Source organism: Fictibacillus halophilus (assembly GCF_016401385.1).
Lineage (GTDB): Bacteria > Bacillota > Bacilli > Bacillales > Fictibacillaceae > Fictibacillus > Fictibacillus halophilus.
On the sequence record NZ_JAEACF010000001.1, the window covers coordinates 1,815,660 to 1,835,529 of the forward strand.

Below are 19,870 nucleotides of genomic sequence, written 5' to 3' on the forward strand. Positions count from 1 at the left end.
TGTACACTTCCTGTCTTAAAAGTCGTTTCTTAAAAGTCGTTTTAGTTCATCTTCCCATAATCCATAAGAAGTGTTAAGTGATGCTTGTTTTCCATAAAAGTGCGAAAGGTCTGTTCCACAATGTCCACAGCACATCTTATCTGGTTCAGTTCCAGGTTCTCCGAAATATCTCAGCAGTCCATTCCGTTTACAATCAGCACTGGTTGCCCACTTTTCAATCGCCTTTAACGATTCTATTTTATCAGCTTTTCTATTCTCAATCGTGAATTTTATTTTTGAAATCAGAACATTTTTTTCTTGGCCATCAAGATTCTCTTTATGAAGAACACCTGCTTTTTTCAAATGATATTCCATGAACCGCTGACCCGTTTCAGATAGTCCAACAAGCTTTAACTTTTCTGCGTACGTATTCTCTTCTAACTGTTCGTGGTCGGAAAACAAATAATCAATTTGTACAGAATCAGGCAGCTCTTGATCAATAAAATGATAGGGTATCTCAAGATCGGCTGGATGATACAGCAGAATGGCTGCAGATGGTCCGGAGTCTCTGCCAGCTCTGCCTATTTCCTGAATATAACCTTCGATCGTAGATGGAGTATGAAAATGAATCACAAATCTGATGTCAGATTTATTAATACCCATTCCAAAAGCATTTGTACAAACAATGATGTTCAATTGAGATTCAAGAAACTGTTTTTGAACAAGAAGTCTCTCATCTGCATTCATGCCACCATGATAATAAGCAACTCCTTCTATATCATGATCTTGAAATCTTTTTACTAGCCCTTCTGCAGCATTCCTGGTATTCGTATAAATAATGCCTGGACCTTTAAGCTGCTGAACTAGCTTTATCGCGCGATCCACTTTTACATCATGATCAACAAAGCATTCAACAAAGATAGATATGTTCGGACGGTTCACACTATGAATATGTACCTTTGCATTCTTCATGTCTAGATGATGAAGGATATCCTTCTGTACTTTTTTGGTTGCAGTAGCTGTTAATGCAAGACAAAGAGGATCTCCCATCGTTTTTTTCATATCTGCTAACTCTAAATAAAATGGACGAAACTCATGCCCCCACTGTGAGATACAATGGGCTTCATCTACTACGAATAGAGACCAATTAACGGACAGCAGAATAGAACGGATATAAGAGTTTTGAATGATTTCAGGACTCACAAACACAAACTGATACTCTTGTATTCTCTTTAAGATGTTTTGCTTCTCACCCTGATCTAAAAAGCTGTTAAGAGCGACCGTTCTCTTAAAACCCGCTTGTTTAAACTGATCTACTTGGTCTTCCATCAATGACACCAACGGAGAAATGATAAGAGCTCTTCCCCTTAATAGATGGGCGGCCATCTGATAGATTAACGTTTTTCCCGTTCCAGTCGGCAGCATCCCTAACACATCATTACCTGAAAGCAGATCAGTAATAATTTCTTTTTGGCCAGATCTAAACGTAGAAAATCCGTATAATTCTTTAAGTGCTGCTTCCAGTTGCATGTTTTCCACCTTCTTTTGCGAGTACTAGCCTAATTTGAAAATATGAAAGATGAGGAAAGGCATCTTTAAACGGGCGAAGCTTCGTTTCATTCGTCTTAGTGTAAAAATGTTTAACCTTCAAAAATTCTTTATCATTAATATAAGGAGTAATCGGAAAATCATGGACTTCTCTCGCAATCTCTACAAGATGATCTTCTAACGTACTAATTTTTAGATTCCTAACATTCATGATCTCCTCTAGAGATTTGTTGTTAGTTAACATTCTATAGGTTAGCGATGCAGATTTAGTTAATGCTGGAGCTTCTGTAAATGAGCCTATTAAAGAATGCAACATAGGAAAATTTATCTTTTCATAAGCTATCTTGTGTATAAGAGAGTGCAAGACTGCCCTGAAACGGAGGACTATCTCTTCCTGACTCGCGCCTTCAATCCGTGATAACTGCTCAAAAGTACTGCCTATTCTATTGTAGCCAGACAGTTTTTTAACGAATAGCTGAGCTGATACTGAATCATGTTCTAACAGTACTTGAGATAACTCTTGATAAAGTTTTTCCGCTTGAATCTTTCTTTCTGATTCGGTTTTTGGAAAAACTGATTTAACTTTTTGGATCACTGAGAAGTCCCTTATGACCGGTGAATAATTAGAATGACCATAAAGAGAATTGGATAGAGCTTGTACATATAGCGTAATGACTTGCCAACATGAAGTCTCTATTGAGGCATATTTTAATCCGTTTAAATGATTTAAGGATGATAATCTACCACTCTCACTCCTAAGAACTTGTTCACCCTTTTCAGTAAGGATATAAACATGTTCTTCTAATGCCTTCATATATTTTTCTTTTACAAGGCTTTCTATTGATGCAGTAAAAGTGTCATGGGCCATGCCCTTGAAAGCGGCATAATAGCGTTCTATTCCAAACCATTGGCTGTCGGACAAAGACTGCGCTGTCTTCTTTCCTGTAACCATATAATAGACGCCCGAGCTTTTTCTACTACCGTTTATTTTTCCAAAGATATCTAATAAAACAACATGACAAATATCTATAATAAATCACCACACTTTATCATATAATCTATCTTATCAGATTTAAGGAAATTTAAGAGTAAAAGTGTTATATTAAGAGGAAGATTGGGAATAAAAGATATGACGAGGTCCTAATTTTCTATTGAAATGTAGAGGGATACTTATTACAATATGATTAGTAGACCCTTAATTTAAAATGGTTAAATATGTAAGCGGGTATTTTTTCAATTCCTTAGGAGGTATTCATTATGCCAAAGTATACGATTGTTGACAAAGAAACTTGTATCGCATGTGGAGCATGCGGAGCTGCAGCACCAGACATTTACGATTATGACGACGAAGGAATTGCGTTTGTAACTCTAGACGATAACCAAGGAATCGTTGAAATTCCAGATGTATTGTTAGAAGATATGCAAGATGCATTCGAAGGCTGTCCTACAGACTCCATCAAAGTATCTGATGAGTCATTCGATGGTGATGCATTAAAATTTGAATAGTTTTAATCTTACCTGGAACCCTCTTTCATTTAGAGGGTTTTTATTTATTTTATTAAGGATGATTCTCATTGTCAATTAGTTTTCTTACATTTTGAAACCGCTATCTTAAAAATCATTGTTGTACCTATCGTCAGAATGTGATAAATTATCAAAATATTGATGCTATTCATAAAGATAGACAAGGGGTGGAACTGTGACAGCAACCGTATTAGTCTGTGATGGAATAACGAGTGAAGGTGTTGAACCGTTAGTAAAGCTTGAAGGTGTTGAACTGATCTTCGGAAAACTTGACGAAATCACTCAACCAGAGAACATTCAAGGAATCATGGTAAGAAGTGCAACAAAGATTACTGAAGATGTTTTGAATCAGCTGCCAGCGCTTCAGATCATCGCACGAGCTGGAGTTGGTGTAGATAATATCGATCTGAACGCAGCGACAAAAAGAGGTGTGCTCGTCGTAAATGCACCTGAAGGAAACACCATTTCAACAGCAGAACATACATGGGCCATGATGATGGCATTGGTCCGCAACATCCCACAAGCCAATCAATCTGTCAAACAAGGTGAATGGAACCGTAAAAAGTATACCGGTCAAGAACTTTACCAAAAAACGCTTGGAATCGTAGGTATGGGAAGAATCGGCTCTGAACTTGCAAAACGCGCGAAAAGCTTCTCCATGAACGTACTCGTTTTTGATCCTTATTTTCCGAAAGAAAAACAAAAAGAATTATCCGTTACTTCTGTTGATCTTGATACGTTAATCCAACAGAGTGACATTATCACCGTTCATACCCCGCTTACAAAAGATACCCATAAACTATTAAATTTTGATAACTTAAAATACGCTAAAAAAGGTGCGTTCATCTTAAACTGTGCTCGCGGTGGCATCATCGATGAGGAAGCTCTTCTACATTACTTAGATAATGATCATCTATCTGGCTGTGCCCTTGACGTCTTTGAACAAGAACCACCCGTCAGCCGCTCTTTAGTCGATCACCCTAAAGTAATTGTTACACCTCACATTGCTGCATCCACGGTGCAAGCGCAAAAGAATGTCGCCTATATGGCGAGCGATGAGATTCGGTCTCATTTTTTACATCAACCTTTAAAACATGCGGTAAACTTTCCTTCGTTATCAAAAGATACGTATGAGAAGCTGATTGCTTATTATGACTTCTCAAATCTTCTAGGTTCCTTTACGACTCAGTTCTTTAAAGAACCTGTTTCAGAGATTTCGATCGGTTATGGTGGATCATTATCTGAAACGGATACAACATCTCTTACACGCAGTTTTTTGTGTGGCTTCTTAAAAACGAGATTAGACCGTCCTGTTAACGATGTAAACAGCATGGTGGCCGCGAAGGAACAAGGAATTGTAGTCGGTGAAAAGCACGGAACAGACGATCATGGTTATCCGAATATCATCCATGTAAAAGTCACAGGTCTGAACACAACATTTACCCTTTCAGCGACGCTCGTTAAAGGCTTTGGAGGCAGAATCATCAAGTTGAACGGTTATACAGTTGATTTTGTACCACAAGGTTCTCTTCTTTACATCGAACATCGTGACACTCCAGGAATTATCGGAAAAGTAGGAGCTTTCTTAGGAGAACGCAACATAAATATCGCAACGATGCACGTTGGCCGTAAATCAGCTGGCGGTGAAGCCATGATGGTTCTTACATTTGACACGCAACTTCCTGAATCTACTCAGAAAGAACTCGCGAGTATTGAGGATCTTCTCGTGTGTAAGCCTTTGGATCTGTAAAAAAGAAATAGTAAAAAGCTCTGCATGAAATTCTGCAGAGCTTTTTTAGTATGCTTAACCCAGTTGTACCTCTTTTCTTTCCCCATCCTTAAAAGTCATCAACTTAGTGTAACCGATCTCTTTCGCTAGCTTTATCGAAGCCTCGTAATTCTCTCCAACTTGGTGAGGTTCATGAGCATCTGAAGAGAGTACGATCGGTATCCCTTTTTTATAGCAAAGTGATAGAAGTTCTGGCTCTGGATAAATTCGTCCGACAGGTTTTCTTAGACCCGCAGATGAAATTTCTACACATGTTTTTGAATTTTGTAACGCATTCGTGATGCGCTCATACTGTTCGAAGAGAAATTCTTGATCAGTCGGGACATATTTAAAGATCTTGACTAGATCGATATGTCCAACAATATCAAATAGATTTGATTCTGCAAGTGTTACAATTTGATCATAGTACGAACGATACGTTTCATAAAGATCACGACGATCCCACTCTTTTCGGTATTCTGCAAGGTCTATCCCAAAATCATCGACCCAATGCACAGATCCGATCACATAATCGAAAGGATAGGCCTTTATAAAAGCCTCCATCTCAGCGTGTCTACCTGGCGTATAATCCATTTCAATCGACATGCGAACGTCCATCCCTAATTGGTCGGCACGCTTAAACAGATTCACATAATCGTCCATCTTGTAATAACGTCTTTCTTCCATCCATGGTTTTGATACGATGTTTTTTGTTTCATAAAAGTGATAAGCGTGTTCAGAGATCCCAAACTCTTGTATTCCCTTCTCTTTTGCTGTGTCTACAAACTGTTTTAGATAATCAATCGTCAATGTCCCTTTTTCGAGATGAGAATGGTAATCTGTTAGCATATTAATCTCCTTTTTAAAACGTTTTACCATATGTACCATGAAATCATTGTTCGTTCAAGTGTTTATGCTCCCAATTTACCTCCGATAAATAGGACGCTTAAGCACATCATTAAAAAGATCACAGCAAAAAAACGGTTCAGATAATCTCGCATTTTGTCCTCCTAGGTAAAAGTAAAATCAACTTTATCATCCTATTCAGCTTTTCAACTTTTTGAACCGGTTTTTAAAGAAAAAAAGCTCCCTATTCAAAGGCAGCTTTTTGACTAACATCCTTATTTATATAATTTTCCATCACATATAGAAGTGGTTTGTAAAGAACGATAAAGAAAACCACGTTACCAATTGCATGATTCAAATCAAAGGGGAGACTCGCTAAGTAATACGGCCAGAACTTCTGCATGATGATTCCGCCAAAGAGAACGGACATGATAAAACCAAACAGAAAGCCACAGAAGCCAGCATAGATAGTGAGCAACAACCAAGGAATCTTATGTCGGTATCTTCCTAGGTATGCACTCATTACGGCGATCAGCCCCCAAGCGAACATCTGACCGAACGTCCACAAGCCGTGCCCTAAAAAAAGGTTGGTTGTAATCGTACTTAATATCGCAAGTAAGAGCCCTTGAGCTGGCCCGAGTACGAATGAAGCAAGAATGAGTATCGTTGTATTCGGCTGAACATTCGGTATCATAGCAAAGGCGATTCTACCCACTGTTAATATCGCAGCTAGTAATGCAATGATCGTTATTCTTTTTACCGTAAGCTTATTCATACTTGTGAAGGTCAAATTCTACGACATCGCCAGGTTTTAACGTAATATCCTTAGCACCCTTCATCGCTTCTTCACCGTTAACAGAAAAGAACCAAGATGTTTTGTCCTGTTCGCTCCCAGCCACTCCTTCAATACTGCTTATAAATGCTCCATCGTATTGTGTTTCAATCTTAAAGTTATCTTGCATCACGTCCATGATCGTTTCATCTTTTGCAATCTCGATTTTCTTTTCGGTAACCTTTTCTTTTCCGTTATCTTTTGTGATCTGAACCGTTACTTGCTCTTTTTTCGTTTCTTCTTGTTTAGGCTGATCAGCTGTTTCCTTCGTTTCAGTCGTTCCACAGCCCACCAACATCATCATCATTGTTGCTAATACTAAAAGTAATTTTTTCATGATTTACCTCTTTCTGTTATAAAAACGCTTTGTTTGATACTACAATTTACTTTACGCAACTAAAAAAATCCCCTTCAGCTACGAAGGAGATTAATAGTATACAGGCAGAAAACAGCAACCGGCCCCGGTACTGTTAAACACCCCCCTATCCTCGTAGGTCATGTCATGTAACAAACAGGCAGGTCTCCTGGCTCTTGATCATCGTCTCCTAACGCCTTCCCGTTTTCACAGTGGCGATATTTTAGGATTCTCACAATTACAGTGGCGGGACCGCAACGGAATCTAACCGTTTTCCCTATTAAGCTCGTCCTATAAAGGACTGCACCTGTTTAACACTTATGAAATTTTATAAATCACAATTCCTATTATAAACTTATTGGAGAAATTTGTGAAATCATTTTTAAAAACTGCTCTTGTTCCTTATGAAACAAGATTAATCGGGACGTATTGCTAATTTATTTCAACGTTCGCGGAATAACGAAAGAAAATGTCGTTCCTTCATTATTCTTACTATGCACGCTGATCTGACCACCATGTGCTTCCACAATGTTTCTTGCGATGGCAAGTCCAAGTCCCGTTCCACCTGATTTTCCTCTTGTTCTTGCTTTATCACCTTTATAGAAACGTTCGAAAACAAATGGCAGATCTTCTTCTTTTATGCCGGTTCCATTATCTTTGACAAAGAATTTCACGTTCTGATCGCTCACTTCTACAGTCAGGATTACAAAACCGCCTTGAGAAGTATGACGAATCGCATTGTCGATTAAATTCGTTAAGACCTGTTCAATCCGGTCTGGGTCGATATCCATCTCCTCTTGCAGACTTTTGAGATCTTTCTTAAACTCCAGATTTAATTGAATCTCTCTGTCTTTTGCTGGACCTTGAAATTTTCGCACGATCCTTTCTGCAAAAGGTATGATCGGAAGAGAGCTATAATGAAGCTTCATATGACCTGCTTCTAATCTTGCGAGATCGAGAAGTTCGTTAACTAGTCTTCCCATCCGTTTCGATTCGTCTAAGATGATTCCTGCTAATTCTTTCTTCTCTTCTTCAGATTCTGCGATATCATCTACGATCGCTTCACTATATCCTTGAAGCATAGCAATCGGCGTCTTCAATTCATGTGAAACGTTCGCTACAAAATCTTCTCTAAGCTTGTCCATACGTCGTTCTTCCGTCATATCACGAAGAACAGCTACTGCTCCCCGTATTAAAGATTGGTCATACAGAGGCGTCATTACAACTACCCACGAACGGCCTTGTATCGCGATCTCTGTCATCTGTTCACTCTCGAGAGCCACAACCTGTCCAAAGAGCTGTCTAACCGTCTCAGGAACGTTTCCGTTGACCTCTGTCTTCATGCCTGATTCGTAATAGAACGCCTGTAGGAAACGATCAGCAGGAGGATTCGTAACAAGAATATTCATTTTTCTATCAAAAGTGATCACACCATCTGCCATCGAACTCAAAACACTCGTTAACTGCTCTTTTTCTTGATTTAACGCTGTGATGTTGTTTTTTAATTGTCTGCCCATCCGATTAAACGTCATGCCAAGTTCGCCGATCTCATCATGTGTTAAAATCGGTACTTTCATATCAAACTCACCTTTAGCCACAGATGTCGCCGCTTCCCTCATCCTTCTTAAAGGTGCCGTAATTCGGGTGGATAAGAAAAACGCAAAAACCGTAGTTAAGATGATTGCGATCCCTGCCGCTAAAAAGATCAGATACTTTGTGTGGTTTGTTGTTTTTTCCACATTCTCGATGGATTGATAGACGTAAACGGCTCCTGCATTTTCCCCTGATCCATACGGTTCACCGTAAATAATCATCCTTTGCATTGTCTCATCATTTTTATTCAAAACGGGAAAATCTCCGTTTACGTAGATCTTTTTTCCACTCTCTGCGACAGTTGATAACTTATCGTTCTCTTTAAAAACAGATACAGGGATATATGGTGCATCATCGTAAGAATTCTCAGACATAAAGGATTCCTGATTTTCATCTATGATCATGATAGACATGGAATATGCTTCAGCCATTTCACTTGTGATGCGTATCGCTTCTTCCTTATTCTCATCGCTTTCCATAATCAACATTAGTCGATCGGCCATTTTCGTTAATTGGTCTCTCGCTTGATCATCGTAAAACGATTCAAAAAATTGCGTAAGGAGAATGGTCAGAAGGGTTAAAACAACTGAAACTAATAAAAGTATCGTTATCCAAAGTTTACCAACTACACTTCTCCAGATCATTCATTCCCAACCTCAAATTTGTAACCTACTCCCCAAACCGTCGCGATCATAGATGCAGCATCCGGTGAGACTTTGTTAAGCTTTTCTCTTAGTCTTTTCACATGTGTGTCTACCGTTCTTAGATCACCAAAGAATTCATAGTTCCATACATCTTTTAGCAATTGTTCGCGCGCATAAACTTTATCTGGTGTCTTCGCCAAGTAGTACAACAACTCATATTCTTTTGGTGTTAAGTTCACTTCTTTTCCGCCAGCTGTTACACGATGAGCATCGTGATCGATCGTAAGGTGCTTAAACACAACAACGTTCTTTGCAACCGTTTCGGTTTGAAGGAACTTCGTAGGAGAAGATCTTCTTAACAGTGCTTTTACACGCAGAATGACTTCTCTTGGACTGAACGGCTTCGCGATATAATCGTCCGTACCTGCTTCGAATCCTTCTATGCGATTAAGCTCTTCTCCTTTAGCAGTTAGCATGATTACAGGAGTCGCCTTCTTTTCTCTTAACTTTTCACAAACCTCGATGCCATCCATACCCGGAAGCATAAGGTCGAGCAAGATGAGATCAAAATTAATGGATACTGCCATCTGAAGCGCATCCTCACCGTTTTCTGCCTCATGAACTTCATAGTTCTCTCGCTCTAGATACATCGTTAATAGTTTTCGAATTCTTTCTTCATCATCAACAACTAGAATTTTAGCTTCTGTATCCATATTCAATCCTCCACTTAAAATCAGTTAAAAAAGATTTTTTCCTGTCTCTATCATACATGAAACCAAGTACACTAAACAAACCGGACATGTTGTCTATCTTAATTCTTTAATGTAGGGCTGAGTTCGTATAGATTGTTGCTCTTTGACAGTAGTTGATTTCCGTTACAGATGCTCGCTTTCAAACCGGGCGTGCGGTGTTCGAAGAAGTATGTGTGCTCCTGCGTCTACAAGAAAATCCTACCGAAGCGAGCTTCCTCGTCACATGCCTTACGAGAAGAATTTGCAGAGCGGCTGGCACGCTACGCGCCGTTAGGAGTCTCCACCTGTCTAGATGCAGCGGCTAGCCCCTCGAGGTCAAAAGTTGAATGGTCAAGAAGGCAATGTGCGCCTTCATAGTCCATTCACCTTTTGCTTGTCGGGGCTAAACGAGCCACTCCTTCTTTTCAAACTAACCGCTCGTCCCGTAGGGGTTTCGCATCTTACACTTCAATCAACTTGGCAATGAAGTTAAAAAAAGCATTAAAAGCAACAATTCATATAGGTCTTATGTATTGATTATGTTCGTCTCTTATAAAAAAGTCTCTCTAATGAAAGAGAGACTTCTAAAATCTTTATGCGTATGAATGCAATCCTACAAGAACAAGGTTTACTGCGATCAAGTTAAATGTGATGATCCAGAAACCTAACACACAAAGCCATGCAGACTTTTCTCCGTGCCAGCCTCTTGATAATCGTAAATGAAGAAAAGCGGCATAGAACAAGAACGTAATAAGAGCCCAAACTTCTTTTGGATCCCATCCCCAGAATCTCGACCAAGCTTGCTGAGCCCAAATCATGGCAAAGATAAGTGCTCCGAGTGTAAAGATAGGAAAACCGATCGCAACTGCTCGGTAGCTGATCTCATCAAGAAGATCTGGTTTCATCTTAACTTTTGTCTGAAGAGCTGCTGCAATTCTTTTTCTTAGAATCAGACGAAGCAAGCCATAAAGGATACCACCTGCTAAGAGTGACCAAATGAACGTATTCAACTTAACAGAAGCATCAACACCGTTCATCCATGATGGAGTTGAGAATAGTGGTCCGAACGAATTGTCCAGTTGCTCTCCATTACTTGGACCTGCAATGGCAGGCATATCATAGACGACTTTAACGGCCTGATTGTTATCATCCATCATTTCAAATGTCGTTTCATATCCAGCACCTTTAAACCCGATAGATACAAAGATGAACCCAACAACAGCAATCAGGCTGTAAAGAATAATCTCTAACCATAAAGTCTTTTTAGATGAGACCGTCTGATCGACCGTACGAATCAAATATATCAGTCCAGATACGAAAGAGATCGCAAGGATTCCTTCTCCTAAGGCTGCTGTCGTAACATGGATCTTAAGCCAGTCACTTTGAAGTGCAGGAATCAGCGGAGAAATATCTCTCGGAAACATGCTCGCATACGCGATAACAAGTACGGCAATTGGCATCGCAAAAACGCCTAGACCGTTCGTTCGATAGATGATGTATAAAATAATGAATGCAAGTACCATCATCATTCCGAAGAAGGTAGTAAACTCAAACAAGTTACTTACAGGAGCATGTCCACTTGCCATCCACCTTGTAATAAAATAGCCTAGTTGAGCTACAAAACCAATACAAGAACTTATGAACCCTATTTTTCCCCATTTTTTTGTATGTGCAGCATCTTTTCCTTTTTTATCTGAAATAGACATTGCAAAGAATAGAGTAGAGAACAAATAAATCATAAATGCACTATATAAAAGTGTACTGCTGATTTCAGCCATCATTAACCCTCCCGCTTGAACAGCATTACTTTGAAGCTGTTTCTTTTTCTTCTAAAGGTGTGAGATTGGTCTTATCAGACAGAAATTCCACATCTTTTTTCAAGCCATACCAGTTCTTGTTCGTATGAGCGGCAGCCCATACTTCTCCAGCATTTTGTTTGATCCAAATTCTTCTATAGTTCCAATACAATCCTTGCGTTACACCTATCATAAAGATAATTCCACCAAGCGCGATGATCCAAAGCGTATGGTCTTTTCGGACTGTCAGCGCCGTTAGATCTTTTGTTTCAATACCAGCGAACGACATTTTAAACTGATTTTCACCTGAATCTATATTTTTCTGAATTCCTACAAATGCTTTTTCTCCTTCTGGTGTTTTAGGAGAATACATAGAGAATACAAACGCTGGATTATCAGGTAAATTATTAACAGTTGATGGCTGGTTCTGATCGTTTAAGACGAAGTTTGGAAAATATTCTTCAATCTTAACTTTATAACCTTTCCCAAGATCATACTCTTTTTTAGGATCATGAAGATCTACTGTTAACTTACCAAACTTGTTGCCTGTTGCTTTTTCTTCGAGTTCGAAACTCATCTTATAAAACTCGTTAAGCTTAAAGTCGGTCTGGTAAAGAGCAAACGAGTCGAACTTAAACGGTTCGTTCACTCGAATTTCACCACTCTTAACTTTTTCAAGCTCTGGCTCTGCACCAATCGTATGGTTCTCTTTTGTTTTATAAAGAGTAACATTACTTTGATAGTTCTTAGCGACTTCTCCATCAACAGAGCTTAGCGCTCTATTAAACTTCTTTTCTTCTTTATCATACATCTCAAGAATGAATTCGTTATTCTCCAGATAATATTGCCCTTCTTCACTTGAAGTACCTGGAATAGAAGCTTTTTCACCTTCTCGAACCCATAAGATATCATCAACATACATTCCTGGAAAAAATCGAAGCATCGCTCCTGTTAAAAAGATAATCAGTCCAACATGGTTTACATAAGCTCCCCATCTTGAGAATCGTCCTTTTTCCGCAAAAAGGTTACCATCTTCTTCTCGAACTTTATAGCGCAGAGATTCAAGTGTGTACTTGATCTCATCAAGTTCCACATCATTGCTTTTAGAGAACAAGCGTTGATTTTTCATGAATTGATCATGTCGAGTGACTCTTTGTGTCTTTAATGCTTTATAGAGCGGTATACCACGGTCAAGACTAGCAATAATGATAGATAAACCTAGCATTCCTAGTAAAAGAATGAACCACCATGAACCATAAAGGTTATGAAATCCTAACAAATAATAGATGAGTCCAAACGTATCGTATTCGCTTTCATAATGAGTGGCAGGATCAACATTAGGGGGAATGAACGTTTCCTGTGGAAAAATTGTCCCGATCGCTGCTGCTACTAATATAATAACGATGAGCCATACTCCGACTTTAACAGACGAAAAGAAGTTCCAAATCTTATCAACAAGCGTTTGTTTATAGGTTTGTGATCGTCTAGCGCTTCCTTCATACCTCATGCTTGATAGTACTTCAACATCTTGCTCCAACGGTTTACCGCAGGCTTGACAAAGGCTTGTTCCGTATGGGTTAGAGTGGCCGCATTCACATGTTATCGTTTGCATCAATTCACCCCGTTACGGCTTTATTTTTTCCATAAAGGAAATAATTTTTTTCTCTGATAATGATTCACTCGTCCGTTCTACTACTTTTCCGTTCTTATCAATCAAAATTGTAGTAGGAATCGGTCCGATACCGTAAGCTTTTGTTACTTCTCTTTGTTTGTCCATAGGAACAGGAAAGCTCAAAGAATAGCGATCAACAAAATTTTTAACGGATACGTTCGTTTCACTCACGTTTACAGCAAGTATTTCTACACCCTGCTCTTTATATTTCTCGTATTGCCTTTGCATATATGGCATCTCTCGTTCACACGGTTTACACCACGTACCCCAGAAATTCAAGAAAACACCTTTACCACGGTAATCTTCTAACTCTACTTGTTTGCCATTCAGATCGGTTAGTACAAAATTTGGAGCCGTATCGCCTTTATTTATGTATGTACCTGACTCTTCATTCATACTGTTATAGATCGTATAACCGACCGCAACAACTAAAATGGCAAGCAGAGCAGAGCGAAACCAGAACCTATTTTTTTTCAACATCCATCCGCTCCTTTAAGCCGCTTCCATTTTACTATAACTTGAAAAAAAAGCCTATCTACGGCTTTTTTTTGACGTTTGTGTGACAGCCAAATTTCTTAGCTGTTTGATTTCATGTGGAGTAAGCTCTCTGAACTCACCAGGATTCAGCCCTTTAAGATCTAAATAGCCGTATCTTTCACGCTTTAATTTCATGACAGGTGTTCCGATCGCTTCTAACATACGCTTAACTTGACGGTTCTTCCCTTCATGAATCGTAAGTTCGATGATCGCCGTTCCCTTTTTCTTATCGATTGATGTTACTTTTACTTTAGCAGGAGCTGTCATTCCGTCCTCTAAGCGAATTCCTCTTTCAAGCTGCTTGATCTTTTCTCTCTGTGGAATTCCTTTTACTTTTGCGATGTACACTTTATCAAGCTGATAACGTGGATGCATAAGCACGTTCGCAAATTCACCATCGTTCGTCATGATGATGGCACCTGTCGTATCATAATCCAATCTTCCAACAGGGAATACACGCTGTTCGATGATGTCTTTAAAGTAATCAGCTACTACTTTTCTTCCCTTATCATCAGAAACCGCCGTAATCACACCAGAAGGTTTATACATCAAAAAATAAACGGGTTGTTCCCGTTGAATTTGAATCTCATTCACTTCAATCTTATCTTTTGTACCTACTTTTGTGCCGAGCTCGGTCACTACATTTCCGTTCACTTTCACTTTGCCTTCACGTATTAACTCCTCCGCTTTTCTTCTGGAAGTTACGCCGCTTTGGGCAATTACTTTTTGCAATCGTTCCATGATTTCACCTCATGTCTCATCATACCTTCATTATTCGTAATTCTCAACCTCAGTAAACGTAAAAAAGAGCCATAACGGCTCTTTTTTGTCGAATTATGAATAAAACAATAGAGAGATTACAGCTATAGATGCTAAAAATCCGATCAGATCAGCTAATAATCCTACTTTTAACGCGTATTTCATCTTTTTAATACCAACTGCTCCAAAATAGACGGTCAATACATAAAAGGTTGTATCCGTGCTTCCTTGTATTGTAGACGCGAGTCTTCCGATAAACGAATCAGGCCCGTGTGTTGCTATTAAATCTGAGGTCATTCCAAGAGCGCCTGTTCCTGATATCGTCCTCATAAGCCCTAGCGGAACAACTTCTGCTGGAATATGAAACAATGAAAATAGTGGACGCATCGCCATCATGACATAATCCAAAGCTCCTGATGCCCGAAAAACAGAAATCGCAACAAGCATGCCGACTAAAAAAGGGATGATGTTGATCGCGATCGAGAAACCTTCTTTTCCACCCTCTACAAAAGTCTCATAAGTAGGTACTTTTTTGTAGGTACCATATAAAAGGATAAAACCGATCAAAAAAGGAATAAACCATATGGAAAAGGATTGGACGATCGACATCTATTTCCCTCCCCTTGGCAAAGAGCGGTAGTAATAATATCGATCTATTAATATAGCACCCACCGTTGATATCGCAGTAGCAATCAATGTTGGCGCAACGATATCAGTAGGTGACGCCGAGTTATAGCTCATTCTAATCGCGATGATTGTTGTCGGAATAAGCGTAATACTCGACGTGTTGATCGCTAGAAGCGTGATCATCGACCGGCTCGCTTCATTTTTTCCGCCATTTAATATTTTTAGCTGTTCCATTGCTTTAATTCCCATTGGTGTTGCAGCATTTCCGAGTCCAAGCAGGTTTGCTGCCATATTCGAAAGAATGTACCCTTGAGCAGGGTGATCCTTTGGAATATCTGGGAAAAGCCGTTTAACGATCGGACGGAACATGACTGCCAATACTTCTAATAATCCGCCTTTTTCTGCAATCTTCATAATTCCTAACCAGAATACTAAAATGCTAATCATTCCAAAACTCAAAGTGACAGCTTCTTTCGCACTTGTAAATATCGCTTCATTCACTTTATCCATTGTGCCGTTGAATCCTGCCACAATGAAGCCGATTACCATCATTCCTACCCAGATGTAATTCACCATAGGCGATTGTCTTCCTTAGCTACAAAAAATAATTTGTTGAATATGCTTTTAAATGACGACCAGAGACCTCCCTGATCAGGTTTGATCAATGCTTTACCATCATAATAAAGAGGTAGATCAGCGATTCTTGTTTCCTTTAAATCTATGAAATACCTACCAACAGGCTTAGGAACTTTTTCTTCTTCCCACTTACCTGATTTAGGAAGTTCATACAACTGGATGGAAGAAGAGATCTGTTTCATCTCTTCTTTTTGCAAAGGATAAGTGAACGTTCGAGCAGCTTCAACTTTCCCTTTATATCCTTTATCTTTGATTCCCGGAATTTCGCCTTCTTTAATTAGTTCTGTCATCTTAAACGAATGGAATCCCCACTCAAACAAATTCCGATGATCGTCCCAATCGTTAGGATCGTTGAGTGTTACAGCAATCAGTTCCATTCCGTCTTTTTCAGCAGTTGATACTAGCGTTCTTTTAGCACGTTTTGTATATCCGGTTTTGCCGCCAGTTGAATATTCATATAACTTCAACATCTTATTTTTGTTGCGCCATACTCTATCCCATTTTTCACCGGTTTGTTCTGAACGGTATACCTTTGTTGATGACACGTCTTTAAACGTATCATTATTCATCGCATACTTCGTTAGAATAGCCATATCATAAGCGGTCGAATAATGATCTTCATGCGTGTCGAGTCCATGAGGATTTCTAAACCTTGTGTGTTTCATTCCTATTTCTTCTGCTTTTTGGTTCATCAGAAAGGAAAAGCCATCTAAACTTCCTCCAACATGCTCAGCGATCGCTACTGCAGAATCATTTCCAGAGCGAAGCATCAAGCCATACACTAAATCTTTTAATGGTATCTTCTCACCTGGCTTTAAGTATAGAGATGATCCTTCTGTTCGGGATGCAGCTTCCGTTATGGTCACCGTATCATTCATCTTTCCTGACTCTATCGCAAGAATCGCCGTCATGATCTTCGTGATACTTGCTATTCTCATGGGGCGATGTTCATTGCGTCCATATAATACTCTTCCAGATGATTGCTCCATCAACACAGCAGCATTTGCTGATACACCGGGTTCAGCTTTTGCTTCTTGCGGGAATGCAGCAAGGATAAGCATACAGATCATAACGAGGAGCAGTGGTTTTCGTTTTAGTCTTCGTTTCATTCATAATCCCGCCCTTTAGGTGTTTTGTAAAAGTTTATGCAAACAAGGACAGGTTATGAATGGGATTTACTTCCGCTAATTATTGGGAAGGAAAAAACCGTTGTTTTTGACCATGGCTTTTTTCGTAGTCTGTTAATTCCATGAGTGCTTTTTCTTCAGCTGGTATCCGCACTCTTAACATGAAGATATTTAAGATCGTGAAAAGGATAGCCGTAAAATAAGCACCAAAAATTAATGGCATAACTAAGAGCTCTAAAGATACGACTGTATAATTTGGATGTCTCATAAAACGATATGGTCCTTTAGCTACCACATTCGCACCAGGAAGCAGAATTATCTTCGTATTCCAAAACTCGCCTAAAGATGAAATCGCCCACACACGAATCACTTGAGCTATTAAAAACAGGATAAATGGAACAACCCACCAGCTAGGCGGCTGTGCGTTAAACACGTATACTTCTAAAAAGAAAACAACAAAGAACGCTACATGCATGGAAACCATCCACTTATAGTGATCACTCCCCGCTTCCACTGCGCCTTTACTCACAAGCTTCTTTTCGTTAGATTTAGCAATCCTTACTTCTGCTAATCTCTGTACGATGAGAAAACTCCAAAATAGAAGAAACCAGTTCATCTACTTCCTCCATTCCACTAAAAGAAGTTCAGAAGAAAAACCTGGTCCTAAAGCAGCCATCACACCTAGATCTCCCTCTTCTTTTTCTGTTTGCATGAAATTTTTTAAGACATAGAAAACAGTCGCAGATGACATATTTCCATTTTCTCTTAATACTTCTCTTGAGATATCGGTTTTGGATAACGGAATTCCTAGGGCATCCACGTATGCTTGTAAAACTTTCTTTCCGCCAGGATGAGCGATGAAGTGTTTGATCTGTTCTCCGACAAGCTGATTTCTATGTAAGAACTCATCTACGTTCGGTTTGAGCCACGTCCGAATGACATTAGGAATATCTCTAGAGAAAACAACATATAAACCTGTGTCCTTTACTTCCCACCCCATCACATCTTCAGAATGCGGCTTCAATGTGGACATCGTATCTTTTATGTAAGGAGATACTTCTGATGGTTTTGCTGCGTCGGACTCATCACCGCATATTAGTGCGCACGCAACTCCATCTGCAAACAAAGATGTACCTACTAAATTGCTCTTTGAAAGATCTTCGTGCTGAAATGTTAGTGAACAAAGTTCTACACTTAATACGAGCACGTTTGATTTTGGATATGCTTTACAATAATCGTGTGCTCTTGAAAAACCTGATGCACCACCAGCACATCCTAATCCCCAAATTGGAATCCTTTTTGTATGTGAAGAAAACGGGAGGATGTTCATGATTCTAGCTTCAATACTTGGAGTTGATAGACCTGAACTCGAGATGAAGAAAATGGCATCAATATCTTCATATGAAACGTTAAGACTTCGATCAGACATAACTTTCTCGATACATTCTGCCCCTAAATTAGTTGCAAAGTCTATATATAAATCATTTTTCTCTTGAAAACTTCTTTTTTCCTTGAACCACTCTATAGGCATCGCGAAATAGCGTGACTCGATCTCACCATTCTGAAATACTTTGAGCAAACGCTCGATATCTGAGAACGCGTCTTGAAATAGGTTCCTTGCAAATTCCATTGTTTGATTCTGGGAAAGTTGATGAGGGGGATTTATCGTTTCTACTGCTGCTATTCTTGGCAATTGATCTCTCTCCTTCGGCTGCATATCCTTTTTTAGTAATTTACCCTTAAACTGCCTTTTAAAACGAAGACTTAAAAGATTCGTTTGTTTTTTGAGTGAACGTCGCAGTAGTGGAAGAGTTGATTTCCGTTCCAGCTTAGGAGTCAGCCACCTTACGCCTGACACTTCCATCAACTTGCCTAGGAAGAAAAAAAAACAGCCTAAATGAATAAAGGCTGTTTACTTTGTTATTTGTTTTAGAGTATTGAGGTGTGAACTTAGCAACTCTTCATTTGGTTGGATGAATAGTTTTCTAAATTCTTCATAGTTGTTGATATAGCTTCGTTTACGTTTTAGATAGGCAGGATCCTTAAGCAATGCGGTAAGGGCTGCAATATCTGTAATCTTATAGAAGTCCAAATAATTTTTCCAAAAGTCATGATGCGTTAATTCTTCTTGAAGTTTTTCTTCAAAAAATCGTACATAAAGAAGATGAAAAGTTTGAGTTTTTCCGTTACATTCATAGGTTACTTCTGAACGGTTAAAAAAATCCTCAGATGTGTTTGGCTTTTCTTTTTCTAACTCCATACCATCAATATGCTGAATCAACAATGCATGACTCCCCCTTGTTATTCGTCAGTAGATAGTGATTCTTGAAACTTTGAAAAGAACAGATCTGCTTCTTGTTCTACATTTTCTTCCTGAATGTTCTCAGGAAGAGGCGGCAGCTCTTTTACACTTTGCAAACCGAAATGTTCTAGGAATGCTTTTGTTGTTCCATATAATATTGCCCGTCCTGTTCCTTCTGCTCTTCCAACTTCTTTTACTAACCCTTTTGCAGATAGTGTCTGTAACGGTTTTTCAGTTTTCACACCTCTTACTTCTTCGATCTCTGACCTCGTAATAGGCTGTTTATAGGCAATGATCGCAAGCGTTTCAAGGGCAGCTTGAGAAAGTGTCGCATGACCAGGCGTTTCAACAAGGCGCTCATAAAAGGCAGCATGTTCTGCTTTAGTTACAAATTGAAGGGACCCTGCATACTCAACAATAGACATCCCTCTTTCTGATGAAGCATAACTTTGTTTCAACTCTTCAATGATGGGATCAAGTTCTTTGCTATCGATCTCCAACACTTGAGCGATCTGTTTTCTGTCGATTCCTTCATCTCCGCTGACAAAAAGCAGACCCTCAACAACCGCTTTATATTCATTTCGTTCCAAATCG

At 39.3% G+C, this 19,870-nt stretch carries 20 protein-coding genes and 1 riboswitch; of the genes, 2 read left to right on the top strand and 18 right to left on the bottom strand.

Annotated features, from left to right (window positions below):
- Positions 1-15: 15 nt before the first annotated feature.
- Positions 16-1,509, bottom strand: a complete 1,494-nt coding sequence (locus I5J82_RS09480; RefSeq protein ID WP_198767661.1) for a RecQ family ATP-dependent DNA helicase — start codon at positions 1,507-1,509, stop codon at positions 16-18.
- Positions 1,487-2,479: a YpbB family protein gene (locus I5J82_RS09485; protein WP_198767662.1), complete on the bottom strand. Its 993-nt coding sequence runs from the start codon at positions 2,477-2,479 to the stop codon at positions 1,487-1,489. Before I5J82_RS09485 ends, I5J82_RS09480 begins: the two co-directional genes overlap by 23 nt.
- 305 nt (positions 2,480-2,784) lie before the next feature.
- Here I5J82_RS09485 and I5J82_RS09490 point away from each other — a divergent pair, with 305 nt between their 5' ends.
- Positions 2,785-3,033 (top strand): ferredoxin, encoded by a 249-nt coding sequence (locus I5J82_RS09490; RefSeq protein WP_066395765.1) that lies wholly within the window; start codon positions 2,785-2,787, stop codon positions 3,031-3,033.
- A 193-nt stretch (positions 3,034-3,226) separates the two neighbouring features.
- Positions 3,227-4,801, top strand: coding sequence for a phosphoglycerate dehydrogenase (gene serA, locus I5J82_RS09495; RefSeq protein WP_198767663.1), 1,575 nt, complete (start codon positions 3,227-3,229; stop codon positions 4,799-4,801).
- Between the two features lie 54 nt (positions 4,802-4,855).
- On the opposite strand, the gene I5J82_RS09500 is transcribed toward serA, so the two are convergent.
- The 16 genes from I5J82_RS09500 to scpB form a co-directional block, all read right to left on the bottom strand.
- A complete protein-coding gene (locus I5J82_RS09500; RefSeq protein WP_198767664.1) occupies positions 4,856-5,668 on the bottom strand; it encodes a histidinol-phosphatase in 813 nt (270 codons plus the stop codon).
- A 241-nt stretch (positions 5,669-5,909) separates the two neighbouring features.
- Positions 5,910-6,440, bottom strand: a complete 531-nt coding sequence (locus tag I5J82_RS09505) for an ECF transporter S component (RefSeq protein ID WP_198767665.1) — start codon at positions 6,438-6,440, stop codon at positions 5,910-5,912.
- The gene (locus tag I5J82_RS09510) at positions 6,433-6,834 is read right to left on the bottom strand and encodes a DUF4430 domain-containing protein (protein ID WP_198767666.1); all 402 of its coding nucleotides are present in this window, start codon (positions 6,832-6,834) and stop codon (positions 6,433-6,435) included. The genes I5J82_RS09505 and I5J82_RS09510 overlap by 8 nt, the downstream gene beginning before the upstream one ends.
- Positions 6,835-6,994: 160 nt before the next feature.
- A riboswitch (cobalamin riboswitch) is annotated at positions 6,995-7,178 on the bottom strand.
- A 111-nt stretch (positions 7,179-7,289) separates the two neighbouring features.
- The gene (locus I5J82_RS09515; protein ID WP_198767667.1) at positions 7,290-9,089 is read right to left on the bottom strand and encodes an ATP-binding protein; all 1,800 of its coding nucleotides are present in this window, start codon (positions 9,087-9,089) and stop codon (positions 7,290-7,292) included.
- Positions 9,086-9,802, bottom strand: a complete 717-nt coding sequence (locus tag I5J82_RS09520; RefSeq protein ID WP_066395787.1) for a response regulator transcription factor — start codon at positions 9,800-9,802, stop codon at positions 9,086-9,088. The genes I5J82_RS09515 and I5J82_RS09520 overlap by 4 nt, the downstream gene beginning before the upstream one ends.
- A 611-nt stretch (positions 9,803-10,413) precedes the next feature.
- Positions 10,414-11,598 carry a c-type cytochrome biogenesis protein CcsB gene (gene ccsB / locus I5J82_RS09525; RefSeq protein ID WP_198767668.1) on the bottom strand — a complete coding sequence of 395 codons (1,185 nt, stop codon included), beginning with the start codon at positions 11,596-11,598 and terminating at the stop codon, positions 10,414-10,416.
- Between the two features lie 25 nt (positions 11,599-11,623).
- A complete protein-coding gene (gene resB / locus I5J82_RS09530) occupies positions 11,624-13,228 on the bottom strand; it encodes a cytochrome c biogenesis protein ResB (protein WP_198767669.1) in 1,605 nt (534 codons plus the stop codon).
- A 12-nt stretch (positions 13,229-13,240) separates the two neighbouring features.
- On the bottom strand, positions 13,241-13,765 hold the full coding sequence (gene resA, locus I5J82_RS09535) for a thiol-disulfide oxidoreductase ResA (RefSeq protein WP_269819593.1): 525 nt from the start codon (positions 13,763-13,765) through the stop codon (positions 13,241-13,243).
- A gap of 54 nt (positions 13,766-13,819) precedes the next feature.
- Positions 13,820-14,566, bottom strand: coding sequence for a pseudouridine synthase (locus I5J82_RS09540; RefSeq protein WP_198767671.1), 747 nt, complete (start codon positions 14,564-14,566; stop codon positions 13,820-13,822).
- Positions 14,567-14,659: 93 nt separating this feature from the next.
- Positions 14,660-15,193 (bottom strand): spore maturation protein, encoded by a 534-nt coding sequence (locus I5J82_RS09545; protein WP_066395796.1) that lies wholly within the window; start codon positions 15,191-15,193, stop codon positions 14,660-14,662.
- On the bottom strand, positions 15,194-15,787 hold the full coding sequence (locus I5J82_RS09550; protein WP_198767672.1) for a nucleoside recognition domain-containing protein: 594 nt from the start codon (positions 15,785-15,787) through the stop codon (positions 15,194-15,196).
- A complete protein-coding gene (locus I5J82_RS09555) occupies positions 15,781-16,956 on the bottom strand; it encodes a D-alanyl-D-alanine carboxypeptidase family protein (RefSeq protein WP_198767673.1) in 1,176 nt (391 codons plus the stop codon). Before I5J82_RS09555 ends, I5J82_RS09550 begins: the two co-directional genes overlap by 7 nt.
- A 79-nt stretch (positions 16,957-17,035) precedes the next feature.
- Complete coding sequence (locus tag I5J82_RS09560; protein WP_198767674.1) at positions 17,036-17,590, bottom strand: isoprenylcysteine carboxyl methyltransferase family protein; 555 nt, start codon at positions 17,588-17,590, stop codon at positions 17,036-17,038.
- Positions 17,591-18,667, bottom strand: coding sequence for a type III polyketide synthase (locus I5J82_RS09565; protein WP_198767675.1), 1,077 nt, complete (start codon positions 18,665-18,667; stop codon positions 17,591-17,593).
- A 219-nt stretch (positions 18,668-18,886) separates the two neighbouring features.
- A complete protein-coding gene (locus I5J82_RS09570; protein WP_198767676.1) occupies positions 18,887-19,258 on the bottom strand; it encodes a hypothetical protein in 372 nt (123 codons plus the stop codon).
- Between the two features lie 17 nt (positions 19,259-19,275).
- Positions 19,276-19,866, bottom strand: a complete 591-nt coding sequence (gene scpB / locus I5J82_RS09575; RefSeq protein WP_198767677.1) for an SMC-Scp complex subunit ScpB — start codon at positions 19,864-19,866, stop codon at positions 19,276-19,278.
- Positions 19,867-19,870 lie beyond the last annotated feature (4 nt).

Coding starts and splice junctions, on each gene's coding strand:
- I5J82_RS09540 (WP_198767671.1), bottom strand. CDS start 14,566: ATGGAACGATTGCAAAAAGTAATTGCCCAAAGCGGCGTAACTTCCAGA.
- I5J82_RS09545 (WP_066395796.1), bottom strand. CDS start 15,193: ATGTCGATCGTCCAATCCTTTTCCATATGGTTTATTCCTTTTTTGATC.
- ccsB (WP_198767668.1), bottom strand. CDS start 11,598: ATGGCTGAAATCAGCAGTACACTTTTATATAGTGCATTTATGATTTAT.
- I5J82_RS09560 (WP_198767674.1), bottom strand. CDS start 17,590: ATGAACTGGTTTCTTCTATTTTGGAGTTTTCTCATCGTACAGAGATTA.
- I5J82_RS09555 (WP_198767673.1), bottom strand. CDS start 16,956: ATGAAACGAAGACTAAAACGAAAACCACTGCTCCTCGTTATGATCTGT.
- I5J82_RS09515 (WP_198767667.1), bottom strand. CDS start 9,089: ATGATCTGGAGAAGTGTAGTTGGTAAACTTTGGATAACGATACTTTTA.
- I5J82_RS09490 (WP_066395765.1), top strand. CDS start 2,785: ATGCCAAAGTATACGATTGTTGACAAAGAAACTTGTATCGCATGTGGA.
- I5J82_RS09550 (WP_198767672.1), bottom strand. CDS start 15,787: ATGGTGAATTACATCTGGGTAGGAATGATGGTAATCGGCTTCATTGTG.
- I5J82_RS09480 (WP_198767661.1), bottom strand. CDS start 1,509: ATGCAACTGGAAGCAGCACTTAAAGAATTATACGGATTTTCTACGTTT.
- I5J82_RS09505 (WP_198767665.1), bottom strand. CDS start 6,440: ATGAATAAGCTTACGGTAAAAAGAATAACGATCATTGCATTACTAGCT.
- I5J82_RS09485 (WP_198767662.1), bottom strand. CDS start 2,479: ATGGTTACAGGAAAGAAGACAGCGCAGTCTTTGTCCGACAGCCAATGG.
- I5J82_RS09500 (WP_198767664.1), bottom strand. CDS start 5,668: ATGCTAACAGATTACCATTCTCATCTCGAAAAAGGGACATTGACGATT.
- I5J82_RS09510 (WP_198767666.1), bottom strand. CDS start 6,834: ATGAAAAAATTACTTTTAGTATTAGCAACAATGATGATGATGTTGGTG.
- I5J82_RS09520 (WP_066395787.1), bottom strand. CDS start 9,802: ATGGATACAGAAGCTAAAATTCTAGTTGTTGATGATGAAGAAAGAATT.
- resB (WP_198767669.1), bottom strand. CDS start 13,228: ATGCAAACGATAACATGTGAATGCGGCCACTCTAACCCATACGGAACA.